Here is a 14,303-nt window from a genome sequence, read left to right as displayed (position 1 = left end):
CACAAGAGCCAGCGCTCAGTTATGTTGGATCGGCAGGCGAATATGGAACTGGGCGCCCTGGCCCGGTTCGCTGGCACAGCTGATACGGCCTTTCAGCAGTTGCACCACCAGGTTGTAGATGATGTGGGTGCCCAGACCGCTGCCACCCTGACCCCGCTTGGAGGTGACGAAGGGATCGAAGATGCGCGGCAAGATTTCGGGCGGGATGCCGCGGCCGTTGTCCGAATAGTCGATAAACAGCTCCTCTCCCTGCTGTTCCACCTTGATGGTGATCTTCTTCGGTTTGTCCCAGCTGTCGAACCCGTGGTTGATGGAGTTGAGGATCAGGTTCGAGTAGATCTGGGTAAAGCTGCCCGGGAAGGAGAAGATTGACAGCTTGGGATCGCACTGGATATCCACTTCGCACTGGCTCTTCTTCAGTTTGTGGCCAAGCGAGACCACCACCTGATGGAGGTTGTCGGCGAGGCTGAAGTTGTAGCGTGCTTCCGATGACTGGTCGACAGCTACCTGCTTGAAGCTGGCAATCAGCTCAGAGGCGCGGCGCAGGTTGCTCTGCAGCAGCTGCATCGACTCGTCGAGGTTGACGGTGAACTCGTTGAGATAGGAACGCGACAGCTGTTTTGACTCTATATGAGATTTGAAATCGGCAACCCGTTCCTGCAGGTAGGAGGAGGCGGTCACACTGATGCCGATTGGGGTATTGATCTCATGTGCCACCCCGGCCACCAGCGAGCCGAGGGAGGCCATCTTCTCCGACTCCACCAGGGTTTGCTGGGCCTGTTTCAGGTCGTCGTACGCCTTGCCCAGCTGGTTGTTGGCTTCACTCAGGCTGCGGGTACGTTCCACCACTTTTCCTTCCAGCTGCTCATTGAGCTGGATAATCTCCCGCTCGACCTTTTTCAGTTGGGTGATGTCGTAGCCGAACCCGATCTGGTACTTGAGGTTCGGCCCTTCATAGAAGGGTACGAAGGTCCACTGCAGCACCAGCTCGTGGGCCTGCTGGTCATGCATGATGACCTCTTTGTCTGCCAGTGACCCCTCTTCGTTCAGGATATTGTTCAGCTCTTCCCGCTGGGTCGGGCTGACGAAGAGATCCAGCCAGTTGTGCTGGAGCAGCTCCTGTTGGTGATAACCGGTCAGCAGTATGGCTGCTGGATTGATGCTGGCGATGGTGAGATCCGGCTCCATACAGCAGATGACCATGTTGGCCGAGTTGATCAGGGTGGCGGAGAAATCCCGCTCCTGTTGCAGTTGTTCCACCGCCTGATGACGAGCGACCAGCTCGTCACGTAGCCGGGTGCGCATCTGGTTGAGGGTGGAGACCAGGGTATCCAGTTCGTCGGGTTTCTTGCGTGGTTGCGGACGCCCCTCCAGCACCAGCTCCATGTCGAGCCGATCGAGGTTGAACTTCTGGGCGTAGTTGGCGATGCGGTTGATGTGTCTGACCACCAGATAGTAAATGATGATCAGGATACAAAATGAGACCACCAGGGTCTTGATGGTCTGGCTGACCATGATCAGCACTGACTTCTCAATCAGACGCTGGTAAATCTGCTCCAGCGACGCGGCGACAAACAGCTTGCCGACAATTTCCCCCTGATAGGTGAGATTGAACTCCTGGGAGATGTCATAGCTTTCCCGTTCCACTCCCTGGGTCAACAGTGGCACTTCGGAGTTGCCGAGCATCTCCTTGACCATCACAAACTGCATGTTGGGCAGGTTCATGATCCCTTCGATCTGCACCTTGACCTGCTCCTCATCGAGGTTCCACAAGCTGGCGGCAATAGGTTGCAAAAAGGAGGCTTCGATCTGGCCGATGCTGTCTTCGATGACGGCGACATCCTTGCGGTAATCCCAGGCGAGTTGCAGCACCGTAATGATCATCGCCAATACGGTACTACACACCAGAATATAGGAGAGCAGGCGGTATGAGAGTCCGTTGCGGCCTACGGCCTCGGCGGTCTTGGAGATGAGTCCTGACATGGCGTCCTTGCGGTCTGGATGTTGTGTTTTTTAGTTTAACTGCTTCATGCACTTATGTCGTCTTTCCTGCGAACCATAAAAAAGGCCCCGTATCGGGGCCTTGGCAAGTGATTGATGATCAGTGTCCGCCGTTTGCCTTGGGCGGAATGGTTTCATCGAATACCGGCAAGGGTTTGTGCTCGGAAGCCAGATAGGTGTAGATCACCGGCAGTACGAACAGGGTGAACAGGGTACCGATGGCAAGGCCTGCCACGATGACGATACCGATGCTGAACCGTTGTGCTGCACCGGCGCCTGCGGCGTAGAGCAGCGGGATCAGACCGGCAATCATGGCGGCGGTGGTCATCAGGATCGGACGCAGACGCACCTTGGCGGCTTGCATCACGGCTTCCATCCGGTTCATGCCGCGCAGCAGCTGCTCTTCCTTCGCTACTTCACAGATCAGGATGCCGTGCTTGGTAATCAGACCCACCAGGGTGATGAGGCCCACCTGGGAGTAGATGTTCATGGTCGCCAGTCCCCAAGCCAAGGCAATCAAGGCCCCGCTGATGGCGAGCGGTACAGAGACCATGATGACCAGCGGGTCACGCACCGACTCGAACTGGATTGCCAGCACCAGGAAGATGATGGCAAGTGCCAGCGCGAAGGTGGCATAGAGCGCATTGCCTTCGGTGACGAACTGACGGGCTTCACCCATGAAGTCGTAACGATAGCCTTGCGGTAGCTTCTCGTCGGCGGTGGTCTGGAACCAGTTGATCGCATCACCCATGGCCACACCCGGAGCCGGAACGGCACCGATAGTGGCGGAGTTCAGCTGGTTGAAGTGGGGCAGGGCGCGGGGCTCGCCAACCACTTCAATGGTGATCAGGCTGCCGAGCGGGATCGACTTGCCATCTGCGGCCCGCACGTAGTAGCCCTTGATGGACTCCGGATTGAGACGGTATTTGCGCTCGACCTGCGGGATCACCTCGTAGGAGCGGCCATCCAGGTCGATACGGTTGACGTAACCGTCCGCCATCATGGTGCCCATGGTGATACCGATATCCTGCATGGTGATGCCGTAGGCACCCGCCTTGTCCTTGTCGATGCGGATCTTCATGGTGGCGGAGTCGTAGTTCAGATCGAGATCCGAATAGACGAACTGACCGTTACTCTGCGCCGCTGCCAGAATTTCACCGGCCACCAGGAACAGGCTTTCGAAGCTGTTCGGGGTGGTGATGACGAACTGGATCGGCAGACCACTCGATGCACCCGGCAGTTCCGGGAACTGGAAGGTGGTGATGGCCATACCCGGGATGTCTTTCACCAGATTGGCGACCCGGTCCAGCACCTCTTTCTGGCTCGCTTCACGTTGGCTCCAGGGCACCATGGAGGCGATACCGAACGCCTGGTTGGCGTTGAACACCCCTGAGAAGACCTGGGAGAAGGCGATCTCGGGCTGCTCGTCCAGGATCTTGTTCACATCCGCCATGGTGTTTTCGATGTAGTCTAGGTTGGCGTTGGACGGTGCGGTACCCAGCACGGCCATTACCCCCTTGTCCTCTGACGGTGCCAGTTCGCTCGGGATGAACTTGAACAGCAGCGGCAGGCTGGCGAAGACGATGACGGCGAACACCACGATGACGGGGCGCTTTTTCATCACGGCGTGCAGCATGCTGTCGTAGCGATCGGTCATCCGCTCCAGCAGGTGATGGACTGTGCTCTCGAACTTGCCTGGCTGCTCGTTGGCCTTGAGCATCTTGGAACACATCATCGGTGACAGAGTCAGGGCGATGATGCCCGAGACGAACACTGCACCGGCCAGCGTCAGGGCAAACTCCTTGAACAGGGAGCCGGTGATACCCCCCATCAGGGCGATAGGCGCGTATACCGCCGCCAGGGTAACCGTCATGGCGATAACCGGTACCGCGATCTCGCGGGTACCGATAATGGCGGCCCGGAACGGTTCTTCCCCCTCCTTGATATGGCGGTCGACGTTCTCCAGCACCACGATGGCGTCATCCACTACCAGACCGATCGCCAGCACCATCGCCAGCAGGGTCATCAGGTTTATCGAGAAGCCGAACATATCCATCATCATCACTACGCCGATAAGACTGAGCGGAATGGTGATGATCGGGATGATGACCGCGCGGAACGAACCGAGGAACAGGGTGATGACCACCAGAACGATGGCGGCTGCCTCCAGGATGGTCTTGATAACCTCGTGGATGGACTCGTTGATCGCCACGGTGGAGTCATACATCACGTTGAGACGCATGGTGCTCGGCATATTGCGCTCAAGGCTCGGCAGCAGTGCCAGCACATCGCGGGCGATGTTGATGGGGTTGGCTGTCGGGGCGGCGTTGACCGCCATGACCACGGCTTCGCGACCATTGGCGCTGGCACGATAGACATCGTGACTCTTCTCGAGGGTTACCTTGGCGATGTCCGCCAGACGGATCACCTTGCCGTCGCGGGTAGCCACCACCAGTCGCTTCAGCTCGTCGACATCCTTGACCTGGGTCTCGGCATTGCCATTGAACAGGGTGAAGTAACCGGTCGCCTGACCTGTCGCGGACTGATAGTTGTTGCTGTTGAGCACCGTCATCACGTCGCTGGCAGTCAGGTTGAAGGCCGCCATCTTGGCCGGATCCAGCCATACCCGCAGGGCAAACTCGACACCGCCGTAGAGGTCAACCTTGGAGACCCCGCCGACAGTAAAGAGCTGCGGCTTGATAACCCGCTCCAGATAGTCGGTGATCTGGCTGGAGTTGAGCTCCGGGCTGGTAAAGCCGAGGTAGAGCACCGCCGTGGTTGAACCGGTGGAGGAGGTGACCGAGGGGTCTTCCGCCTCTTTCGGCAACTGAGAGCGCACCGAGTTCACCTTCGCCAGTATGTCGGACAGCGCGGCGTTGGGGTCGGTATTGAGCTTCATGTATGCAGTGATGGTGGAGCTACCCAGCTGGCTGGAGGAGGTCATGAAGTCGATGTTGTCGGCTTGCGCGACCGCCTGTTCCAGCGGCTGGGTGATGAACCCCTGGATCAGATCAGAACTGGCGCCATAGTAGCCAGTGCTGACGGTGATCACCGTGTTGGTCACCTCGGGGTATTCCCGTACCTGCATCTTGAAGATGGCCTGAAAGCCCAGCAAGGCGATCAGGAAGCTGAGCGAGATCGCCAGCACAGGCCGTTTTATAAATATGTCAGTAAATCGCATCGCAGATCTCCGCGCTTACAGCATCGGGGTTTGTGCCGGAACGGCCAGGGCATCGTTCTCGACCACATGCACCTTGGTGTCGTTGCTCAGGCGAACCTGACCCGACAGTACGATCTGGTCACCGGCCTGGATGCCGGAGAGCACATGCACATCGTTGCCACGGCGCTCACCGGCCTTGACCACAACCTGCTTGGCTCGCAGCACTTTCACCTTGTTACCCTCTTTGTCGGTCTCTTCGCCCTCTTTGAGCACGTAGACGTTCTGACCGTAAAGGGTGAAGGAGATAGCGCTCTGCGGGATCACGATCTGATCTTTCACCGTCGGCAGAATGATGCTGGCGCGGGCGAACATACCGGAACGGAGCTGACCGTCGTTGTTCGGAATGTCTGCCTGTACCTGGATCAGGCCGCTCTGGAAGTTGACCGCAGGCTCGATAGCGGTGATATGGCCGTCAAACTGGGTTTGCGGATAGGCATCCACATTGATCTTGATGGTCTGGCCCAGCTTGATTTTGGAGATATCGGTCTGGGGCACGGTGAAGCGCAGGCGCATCACGCTGGTATCTTCCAGGCGAACGATATCTGTGCCCGGCTGTAGATACTGACCGAGGAACACATTGCGCAGGCCGACCACGCCGCTAAAGGGCGCACGGACTTCACGACGGGCAATGGTCGCCTTCAGACTCTCGATATCCGCTTCCAGTGAGCGATAGGCCGCTTCCGCCTCATCTAGCTGCTCTTTGGAGATGGAGCTGGTCTTGTAGAGGTTCTGGAAACGATCGAACTTGGCTTTTGCCGCCGGCAGCTTGGCCTGGGAGGCGCGCAGATTGGCCCGCTCCACGGTGGAGTCCAGGCTCAGCAGCAGCTGGTCTGCCTTGACCGGTTTGCCTGACTCGAAGGTGATGGCGTCAATGGTACCTGCCAGTTCGGTGGAGAGGGTCACCCCCTGATTCGGCTCGATGAAGCCGATCGCTTCGATGGTCGGTACCCAATCCTGCGCCTTGGTCACCATGGCGGTGACGGGGAACTCGGGTTCCGGCCGGTTGGCCATGTATTGGGCAATCATCTTCTGTTTGAACAAATTGAAGCCGATGACGCTGCCAAACAAGGCGATCGCTATCAGCAACATAATGGCCATCCACTTTTTCATGAACAGGCTCCTGAGGTGGAAAGATTGGGGGATAAAATGGCATTCCAGCTGGCTCGGATCGCGGTTTCCAACTGCGATTCGGTCAGCGTGATGTTGTGAACCCTGCACTGCAGGGCCAGATGCATGACACTGTCCAGACTCAACACCTGGAGTGCCCGTATCGGTAAATCAATAAACAATCCTTGTTCAACGCCCTGTTCAAAGAATCGGTCCAGAGGCTCCCAAGCGGCCAGAATGACAGGATTGGTCTCCAATTCTGCCCCTAGCGGAGAGCTCTCGTACTGCAATTTGCACCGGATAGCGTTGGGTTCGTTAACAAAAATGGCATGAATATTGAGCCATAATCGGCGAAATTGTTGAAATGAAACTTTATCGATTGCTACATCGGCCATGACCATGGGGACACACTGCAAGATAGTGTGCTGGTGCAGTTGCCGGATCAGATCATCCTTGTCGCCGAAGTAGCGATAGATGGTACCGGTGGCAACATTGGCCTTCTTGGCGACTTCCGCAATCGACAGACCATGAAAACCCCGTTCACCCAGCACCTCATGGGCCGCGTTGAAGATGCTCTCTTTTTTATCCAGAATCATCAGTGTGACTTTCGATTGAATGAACGTTCATTCATTCTAGATGGGCATCAAATCAAGTCAAGGCAGCAAGGCGATTTGCGACTGCGATCTGCCCCTTTTAGGCTGTCAGCTGGGGAATAGTGGAAGAAAAGTGCGCAATGTGCTTGAAAAAACAACGAACAGTGTTTCGGTGGCAGAAAAGTGTAGACAAACCAGCAACCATCATTAATAATGCGCCCCGTTCGACAGCGTAGCGCCCGTAGCTCAGCTGGATAGAGCGCTGCCCTCCGGAGGCAGAGGTCACAGGTTCGAATCCTGTCGGGCGCACCATAAAAAGTGCGTCGGTTAAACGGGCGTTGTTGTGGAACGAAAACAGCTGTGGTGGCTGTAGCTCAGTTGGTAGAGTCCCGGATTGTGATTCCGGTTGTCGTGGGTTCGAGCCCCATCAGCCACCCCATTTTACAGCTTGTCAGGTACGCGAAGGTGGCGGAATTGGTAGACGCGCTAGCTTCAGGTGTTAGTGCCCCCCGGGTGTGAGGGTTCGAGTCCCTCTCTTCGCACCATACTTGCTGTATGACGAGGATGGCCATAAGGTCGTCTTTGTTTTTTGAAAAACGCTATTTTTGAATAGCATCGGTGATTAGCGCAGCCCGGTAGCGCATCTGGTTTGGGACCAGAGGGTCAAAGGTTCGAATCCTTTATCACCGACCACATTTAGAAAAACCTCGCTTCGGCGGGGTTTTTTGCTTTCCGGCCTTTACTGCGCCTGCACGCTTTCTCTGTTACGTCTGTTTACACTCTATCAGGGCAGAGTGCCCCACCTTTCGGTTATGCTTCAGCCTCGAGTCACTGACAACCGGATGTCATCGGCCCATTTCAGGCATTTTCCATGAATAACAAAATTTCCTTTGCTTGCTCTCCCGCCCTGCTGGCTGCCTTGCTGCTGGGTGGCTGTACCATCAAGCCGCCATCCACCGATGTGATGATGGGCTCCATTGCTTCACAACCGCAGGAGGAGCGATCTCTCTCCCCCTTGCTGACCAGCGGTGATTTTTGCGTTGCGGTGTCCCAACAGAAGGTGTTGGCACAACCTTGCAGCGGAAAAGACGATCAACTGTTCGAGTGGGATCTGGGTGAGTTGCGTCTGCAGGATCTCTGTTTGCAAGCCAAAAACGACAGCGAAGTGATGCTGGCACCCTGTGACGGTCAGGCGCAGTGGGAGTGGCAGAAAGACAGGCTGTTCAACAGCAAGGTCTCCCGCTGCCTCGATGTGGCCGGGCGACGTCATACCCCCGGCACGCCGCTGCGGCTGGCTGAATGCTACGGCGGTGCGAACCAGAGCTTCAGCTGGCAGCGGCCCAATCCCTGGCTGGAGACCCTGAAAAAACAAAGCCTCACATGGTGAGGCTTTGTTGAATCGGATGGCGGGATGAAGAGGATCAGGCTGCGCTGACGCTCTCCAGCTCGAACAGCTTCTCCAGATAGACGGCGACGCCATCTTCATCGGAGGTGAGGGTCTGCTCATACTCCGGCAGCGCCATTTTCAGACGGTCATGGGCGTTGCCCATCACGATGCCGCGTCCCACCATGGTCAGCATCTCGAAGTCGTTCATGCCATCGCCGAAGGCGATAGCCTCCGACATATCGAACCCGTTCTGCTCCAGCACGGCACGCACCGCATTGCCCTTGTGCACCCCGGCGTGCATCACTTCGAGGCAGTCCGGCAGGGAGAAAGTGACGTTGAGCTGGTCGCCGTAGCGCTGGTTGAGGTGCGCCTCGATCTTCAGCAGTTTCTCGTGGTCGCCGATGTAGAACACCTTGTTGATCTGCTCTTTCGGTTCCTGCTTCAGGTCATCGACCAGACGGTAGGTGAACCCTGACTCGTCGTGGAACTGCAGCAGCCAGGGCAGCTCCTCTTCCACCACCCAGTCATCACCCTGATAGACATTGAGGTGGATAGAGGGGTCGCGCTCCAGCGCAATCAGTTCGGCGGCGATCTCGGTCGGCAGCGGCTGGTTGAAAATCAGCTGATCCTGTTTGTCATGGACCACGGCGCCATTGGAGGTAATGAGGTAGATGTCCATCCCCAGCGCATCGCGGAAGCTGCGAACGTCAACGTGATGACGGCCGGTGGCGACCACGAATTTCACACCTTGTTCTACCAGGCGGTGCAGGGTATCCCGGGTACGGGGAGAGATCTGGTGCTGCTTGTTGAGCAGAGTGCCATCGAGATCGGATACAACTACCTTGAACATCATTACCTCGGCATCGATTGAAAACAGGGGCAGTTTACCTTAGCCCGCACTGTCACCCCATTTATTTAGGGTTACAAAAAATAGCCAGCTCAGAAGCGGGCGAAAAAGTCGACCATCGCGGTCAGGGCGGGCTGGCGCTTGTCATCGGATTCGATAAACAGCTCGTGCCAGGCGCCCTCGATGCGCAGTGGTTTGCCCCCTTCGCACTTGGCAATGGTGCAGAAGCGATCCTGTGCGGCATTGTCCACCACGCTGTCGTTGCCAGCCTGCAGCACCAGCAGCGGCGTCTTGATGGCGCCCGCATCGGCGATGGCAGCATCGGCACCGGTGATCCCCTGATAAATCCAGTGGGCGGTCGCGCCACCCAGCTTGATCTGCGGGTGCTGTTCGTAGAGCTGGCGGAACGCCTGATAGCGGGACTGACTGTGAGTCAGCTCGTTGTCGGCAAAGCCGTGATCCTGATAGGTGCTCTGACCCGGCCCATAGGGTGGTTCGCCAAACCAACCGCCGACCGTGCCTATGGTGCTCGCCAATCCCTTGGCCAGCCACTTGGGCAGACCGCCGAGATTGATGCCCAGCATGGGGGAGGAGAGCACGGCCGCCTTGATATCATCGGGCCAGCGTTCCAGATAGCGGGCCGAGATGGCTCCGCCCATGGAGTGGGCCAGCAGGAACAGCTTGGCAGGCTGGTCCGCCATGATTATCTGGTCGTGAAACTGCTTCAGATCGAGCACATAATCGTCGAACTGGTCGACATATCCCTTCTGCGGGTCATCCAGCATCCGGTCGGACATCCCCTGACCGCGATGGTCGATGAGATAGAGGCTGTAGCCCTGACGCCAGAGATCCCACGCCAGCTCCTGATACTTGAGGTAGCTCTCGACCCGGCCATTGACGATCAGGATGGCGCGATCGACCTTGGCTTGCCGCAGCGTAGCATAGCGGATGGTCACCCCATCCTTGCCCTTGAACTCTCCTTCCACCGCATGCTGGCGCCAGAAGTCGGGCAGGGTTTGCTGGTAGAGGCTAGGTACATCGGCTTCGCTGGTGAGCTGATAGGTATTGGTCACGGCAAGGGCTCCGGCAGAAAACAGGGTCAGGGCCAACAGGGAAAGAGAGAGGGATTTCATCAGGCACACTCCTGTTGCCAATGGTGATAAAGGGCGGCGATATCCCCCGAGCAGAGCAGCGCCATGCTGGCTTGCAAGCGAGGCAGGGGCCAGTCCCACCACTGCATCTCTTGCAGCATGAGGATCTGCTCATCGCTGAAGCGACGGCGGATCGGCTGGGCCGGGTTGCCGCCGACTATGGTGTAAGGGGCCACATCCCTGGTTACCACGGCGCGGGTGGCGATGACGGCACCATCACCTATGGTGATGCCGGGCATGATCATCGCTTCCGAGCCGATCCAGACATCGTTGCCAATCCGAGTGTCCCCCTTGCGCAGAAAGCCGCTGCGGGCCCCTTCGCCAAAGGTGTCGGGATTGAACGGGAAGGTGGAGACCCAATCCAGCCGGTGGCCCTGATTGCCCGCCAACATGAAGGTGGCGCCCGAGCCGATGGAGCAGAACTTGCCGATGATCAGCCGATCCACCTCGCCCCAGAGGCCGCTCTCCCAGGTGTCGCGGGTCGAGCCATCGCCGAGCAGATAACGGACGCAGTGATCCTCGAACGGCTTGCCGTGGTAGTAGCCGGAGTAGTAGCTGTAGTCGCCGGCCTCTATGTTCGGGTTGGTCAGGTGATCCCGGATGATTTGCGATTCCAGCCAGCTGCCAAAAGGGTTCTCCATCACTCCTCCTGCGGATCGTCCTGCTCGCTCTGCTGCGCCCACCCTTTGCGGGTCAGCTGCATCCGTTGCCACCACTCTTCGTCCGCCAGAATTTCACCGGCCGGGCCGAGCTGGGGGTAGGGCATCTCTTTCTCTTTGCAGAGCTGGGCATAGATGGGGTAGCCCCCCTCGAACAAGATAGTGTTCTGCTCTTCAAGCGTGAGCGGGCAGCCGCGTTGATAGCAACCGGCCAGCTCGCGCTGGCGCTGCGCCTCGTAGAGGATGGCGGCGGCAGCCACCGAGACGTTGAGGGACTGCACCATGCCCACCATGGGGATGACGATATGGTGATCGGCCAGCGCCAGCGCCTCTTCACCGATGCCGTGCTTCTCCTGGCCCACCAGAATGGCGGTTGGTTTGGTGTAGTCGATGGCGCGAAAATCGACGGAGCTGTCGGAGAGGTGAGTCGCCAGGATCTGCATGCCGGAGGCTTTAAGCTCGGCAACGGCTGTGCCGATATCCGGGTGCAGTTTTACATCCACCCAGTTCTGGCTGCCGCGGGCGGTGCCCTTGCGCTTGTGGATCCAGGTTTTGGGCCAGACGGCGTGTACCCGGTGGATGCCGATGGCATCGGCGGTACGCACGATGGCGGCCAGATTGTGAGGTTTGTGTACCTCTTCCATACAGACGGTCAAATCGAGCTGACGCTGGGCCAGCATGTCGGTGATGCGCTTGAAGCGTTCGGGGGTCATGGCTTGTCTCAATAAAAGCAGCAGGCGGCTTGCGCCGCCTGTGTTCAGTTCTTCTGTCGGCTCACCTTGAGCACGTTGGGCATCACGCGGATCTTGCGCATGATGTTGGCCAGGTGGATGCGGCTCTTGGTGGTGATGAGCAGGCTGACCTGATAGACCCGGCCATCCTTCTCTTCGGTGCTGATGGCGTGAATATTGGCGCCGGTGGCGGCAATCACGTTGGCCAGCTCGGCCAGCGCACCTTGATGGTTGACGATCTCGATGCTGATGCCGGTGCGGAACTCCTGTTCCTGCTCCTTGTCCACCTCCCACTGCACCGGCAGGTACTTGTCCGGCTCCTTGCTGTAGCCCTTGATGTTGCGGCAGGCTTCCTGGTGGATCACCAGACCCTTGCCCGGGCTGATGTGGGCGATAATGGCATCCCCCGGGATCGGACGGCAGCAGTTGGCGAAGGTGACCAGCATGCCGTCGGCACCCTTGATCGGCATCTTCTTGCTGCTGGTTTTGGGCTGCTCTTCCGGCGGTAGTTCATCCCCCAGCATGCGGCGTGCCACCATGACGCTCATGGCGTTGCCAAGGCCCACATCGGCCAGCAGCCCCTGCAGATTCTCATGCTTGGTATCGGCGAGCACCTGCTTGATGCGCGGCTCGGGGATGTCTTCGATATTCTTGGCGCCCAGCGCATGGTTGAGCAGGCGGCGACCCAGCACCACCGACTCTTCGGTGCGCAGGTTCTTGAGGAACTGACGGATCTTGGAGCGCGCCTTGGTGGTCACCACGAAGTTGAGCCAGGCCGCGTTGGGACGGGCGCCCGGTGCCGTGATGATCTCCACCGTCTGGCCCGAGTGCAGCGGGCTGCTGAGCGGGTAGGGGTGGCGGTCGACCCGCGAACCGACGCAGGCGTGGCCGATGTCGGTGTGCACCGTATAGGCAAAGTCCACCGGCGTGGCGCCAGCGGGCAACTCCATGATGCGTCCTTCCGGCGTGAACACGTAGATCTCGTCGGGGAAGAGGTCGGTTTTGACCCCTTCGATGAATTCAAACGAGCTGCCGGCGCTCTGCTGCAATTCCAGCAGGCTCTGCATCCAGCGCTGGGCGCGGATCTGGGCAGTGGTGCCCGAGCTGTCGCCATCCTGCTTGTAGGCCCAGTGGGCGGCAACCCCTTTGTCGGCCATCTGGTCCATAAACTCGGTGCGAATTTGCACCTCCACCGGCACCCCGTGCGGCCCCACCAGCGAGGTATGCAGCGACTGGTAGCCGTTGGTCTTGGGGATGGCGATGTAATCCTTGAAGCGGCCGGGGCGCGGTTTGTAGAGGCTGTGCATCTGTCCCAGCACCCGGTAACAGGTATCTATGTCCTTCACCTTGACACGAAAGGCGTAGATATCCATTACCTCATGAAATTGCAGCTCTTTTTTCTCCATCTTGTTGTAGATGGAGAACAGATTCTTCTCGCGGCCACTGACCTGATGCTCGATCCCCGCTTCTTTCAGGCGACCGCTGATTTCGCTCTGGATGGAGTCGATGATCTCGCGGCGATTGCCACGGGCGCGGCGCACCGATTCGCGCAATACGCGGGATCGCATGGGATAGAGCGCCTCGAAACCCAGCTCTTCCAGCTCGTTCTTCATGGTGTGAATACCGAGGCGGTTGGCGATGGGGGCGAAGATTTCGAGGGTTTCCCGGGCGATGCGGCGGCGTTTGTCAGGGCGCAGGGAGCCCAGGGTGCGCATGTTGTGGGTGCGGTCGGCCAGCTTGATCAGAATGACCCGGATATCCTGGGTCATCGCCATCACCATCTTGCGGAAGTTCTCGGCCTGCGCCTCTTTGCGATCGCGAAATTTCAGCTTGTCGAGCTTGGAGACCCCGGCCACCAGTTCTGCAACCGCATTGCCGAATTGTTCGGCCAGATCGGCCTTGGTGACAGAGGTGTCTTCGATGACGTCGTGCAGCACGGCGGCCATCAGGGTTTCATGATCGAGGCGCATGTCACCCAGGATCCGGGCAACGGCAACAGGGTGGGTGATGTAGGGTTCGCCACTGGAACGCATCTGGCCCTGGTGGGCATCACGGGCCACCACATAGGCTTGCTTGAGCTTCTCAACCTGCTCTGGTGGCAGGTAGGAACTGGCTATTTCTTTAAGGTTTTCAAATAAATACAAGACAGTCCCCGCAGCGGTGAAACGGCAATTCGTGGAATTGAGGGTATAGCCCTGAGTTTGCGAGGTTTTCGAGCGGTTGTAAATGGGGATGAACAGTCGGCACCCGGGCGGGTGCCAACCGGAGGAATAACTTAACCGCGGCCTTCGGCGATGGCAGCAACGGCAGCCAGCTCGGCGGCTTCCTGCTCTTGCTGTTCGTAGCGGTCCTGGGTGTCCATCACTTGATTGTTCACCAGACCCAGCTCGATCTCACGCAGGGCGATCACAGTCGGCTTGTCGTTCTCTTCGTCGACCAGGGGATCTTTGCCTTGTACCGCGATTTGACGAGCGCGGCGCGCGGCGACCAGCACCAGGTCAAAACGGTTACCTACCTGTTTTACAGCATCTTCTACAGTAACGCGTGCCATGCAGGACTCCAGTGTTTGGGCTTTCTGTATTTAGAAAAGCAGTGTTTAAAAATGAC

General features: G+C 58.2%; 11 protein-coding genes and 4 tRNA genes. 5 read left to right on the top strand and 10 right to left on the bottom strand.

Annotated elements, in window-relative coordinates; genetic code table 11:
- Window positions 1–15 precede the first annotated feature (15 nt).
- From G5168_RS16175 to G5168_RS16160, 4 genes are all read right to left on the bottom strand, one after another.
- Window positions 16–1,983 (bottom strand): ATP-binding protein, encoded by a 1,968-nt coding sequence (locus tag G5168_RS16175; RefSeq protein ID WP_421172830.1) that lies wholly within the window; start codon window positions 1,981–1,983, stop codon window positions 16–18.
- 118 nt (window positions 1,984–2,101) lie between these two features.
- Window positions 2,102–5,182: a multidrug efflux RND transporter permease subunit gene (locus G5168_RS16170; protein WP_216952542.1), complete on the bottom strand. Its 3,081-nt coding sequence runs from the start codon at window positions 5,180–5,182 to the stop codon at window positions 2,102–2,104.
- 15 nt (window positions 5,183–5,197) lie between these two features.
- Window positions 5,198–6,331, bottom strand: a complete 1,134-nt coding sequence (locus tag G5168_RS16165; RefSeq protein WP_005339268.1) for an efflux RND transporter periplasmic adaptor subunit — start codon at window positions 6,329–6,331, stop codon at window positions 5,198–5,200.
- A complete protein-coding gene (locus G5168_RS16160) occupies window positions 6,328–6,924 on the bottom strand; it encodes a TetR/AcrR family transcriptional regulator (protein ID WP_421252451.1) in 597 nt (198 codons plus the stop codon). The genes G5168_RS16165 and G5168_RS16160 overlap by 4 nt, the downstream gene beginning before the upstream one ends.
- A gap of 232 nt (window positions 6,925–7,156) precedes the next feature.
- Here G5168_RS16160 and G5168_RS16155 point away from each other — a divergent pair.
- From G5168_RS16155 to G5168_RS16135, 5 genes are all read left to right on the top strand, one after another.
- Window positions 7,157–7,233, top strand: a tRNA-Arg gene (locus G5168_RS16155).
- A gap of 51 nt (window positions 7,234–7,284) precedes the next feature.
- Window positions 7,285–7,360: transfer RNA gene (locus tag G5168_RS16150), tRNA-His, on the top strand.
- Between the two features lie 20 nt (window positions 7,361–7,380).
- Window positions 7,381–7,466: transfer RNA gene (locus G5168_RS16145), tRNA-Leu, on the top strand.
- A 71-nt stretch (window positions 7,467–7,537) separates the two neighbouring features.
- Window positions 7,538–7,614 (top strand) — tRNA-Pro (locus G5168_RS16140).
- A gap of 178 nt (window positions 7,615–7,792) precedes the next feature.
- Complete coding sequence (locus G5168_RS16135) at window positions 7,793–8,308, top strand: ricin-type beta-trefoil lectin domain protein (RefSeq protein WP_005339265.1); 516 nt, start codon at window positions 7,793–7,795, stop codon at window positions 8,306–8,308.
- A 34-nt stretch (window positions 8,309–8,342) separates the two neighbouring features.
- On the opposite strand, the gene G5168_RS16130 is transcribed toward G5168_RS16135, so the two are convergent.
- From G5168_RS16130 to rpoZ, 6 genes are all read right to left on the bottom strand, one after another.
- Complete coding sequence (locus G5168_RS16130) at window positions 8,343–9,158, bottom strand: Cof-type HAD-IIB family hydrolase (protein WP_005339262.1); 816 nt, start codon at window positions 9,156–9,158, stop codon at window positions 8,343–8,345.
- 89 nt (window positions 9,159–9,247) lie between these two features.
- Window positions 9,248–10,288 (bottom strand): alpha/beta fold hydrolase, encoded by a 1,041-nt coding sequence (locus tag G5168_RS16125; RefSeq protein ID WP_421252450.1) that lies wholly within the window; start codon window positions 10,286–10,288, stop codon window positions 9,248–9,250.
- The gene (locus tag G5168_RS16120; protein ID WP_216979785.1) at window positions 10,288–10,947 is read right to left on the bottom strand and encodes a CatB-related O-acetyltransferase; all 660 of its coding nucleotides are present in this window, start codon (window positions 10,945–10,947) and stop codon (window positions 10,288–10,290) included. The genes G5168_RS16125 and G5168_RS16120 overlap by 1 nt, the downstream gene beginning before the upstream one ends.
- On the bottom strand, window positions 10,947–11,678 hold the full coding sequence (gene trmH / locus G5168_RS16115; protein ID WP_047439846.1) for a tRNA (guanosine(18)-2'-O)-methyltransferase TrmH: 732 nt from the start codon (window positions 11,676–11,678) through the stop codon (window positions 10,947–10,949). The genes G5168_RS16120 and trmH overlap by 1 nt, the downstream gene beginning before the upstream one ends.
- 44 nt (window positions 11,679–11,722) lie before the next feature.
- On the bottom strand, window positions 11,723–13,840 hold the full coding sequence (gene spoT, locus G5168_RS16110) for a bifunctional GTP diphosphokinase/guanosine-3',5'-bis pyrophosphate 3'-pyrophosphohydrolase (protein ID WP_005339255.1): 2,118 nt from the start codon (window positions 13,838–13,840) through the stop codon (window positions 11,723–11,725).
- Window positions 13,841–13,971: 131 nt separating this feature from the next.
- On the bottom strand, window positions 13,972–14,247 hold the full coding sequence (gene rpoZ / locus G5168_RS16105; protein WP_005307060.1) for a DNA-directed RNA polymerase subunit omega: 276 nt from the start codon (window positions 14,245–14,247) through the stop codon (window positions 13,972–13,974).
- Window positions 14,248–14,303: the final 56 nt, after the last annotated feature.

Source organism: Aeromonas sp. 600724, from assembly GCF_049175135.1.
In the GTDB taxonomy this organism is placed as follows: Bacteria; Pseudomonadota; Gammaproteobacteria; order Enterobacterales; family Aeromonadaceae; genus Aeromonas; species Aeromonas veronii_A.
The sequence above is the reverse complement of the archived record's forward strand: the minus strand, read 5'-3'. Positions and strand labels throughout refer to the sequence as shown.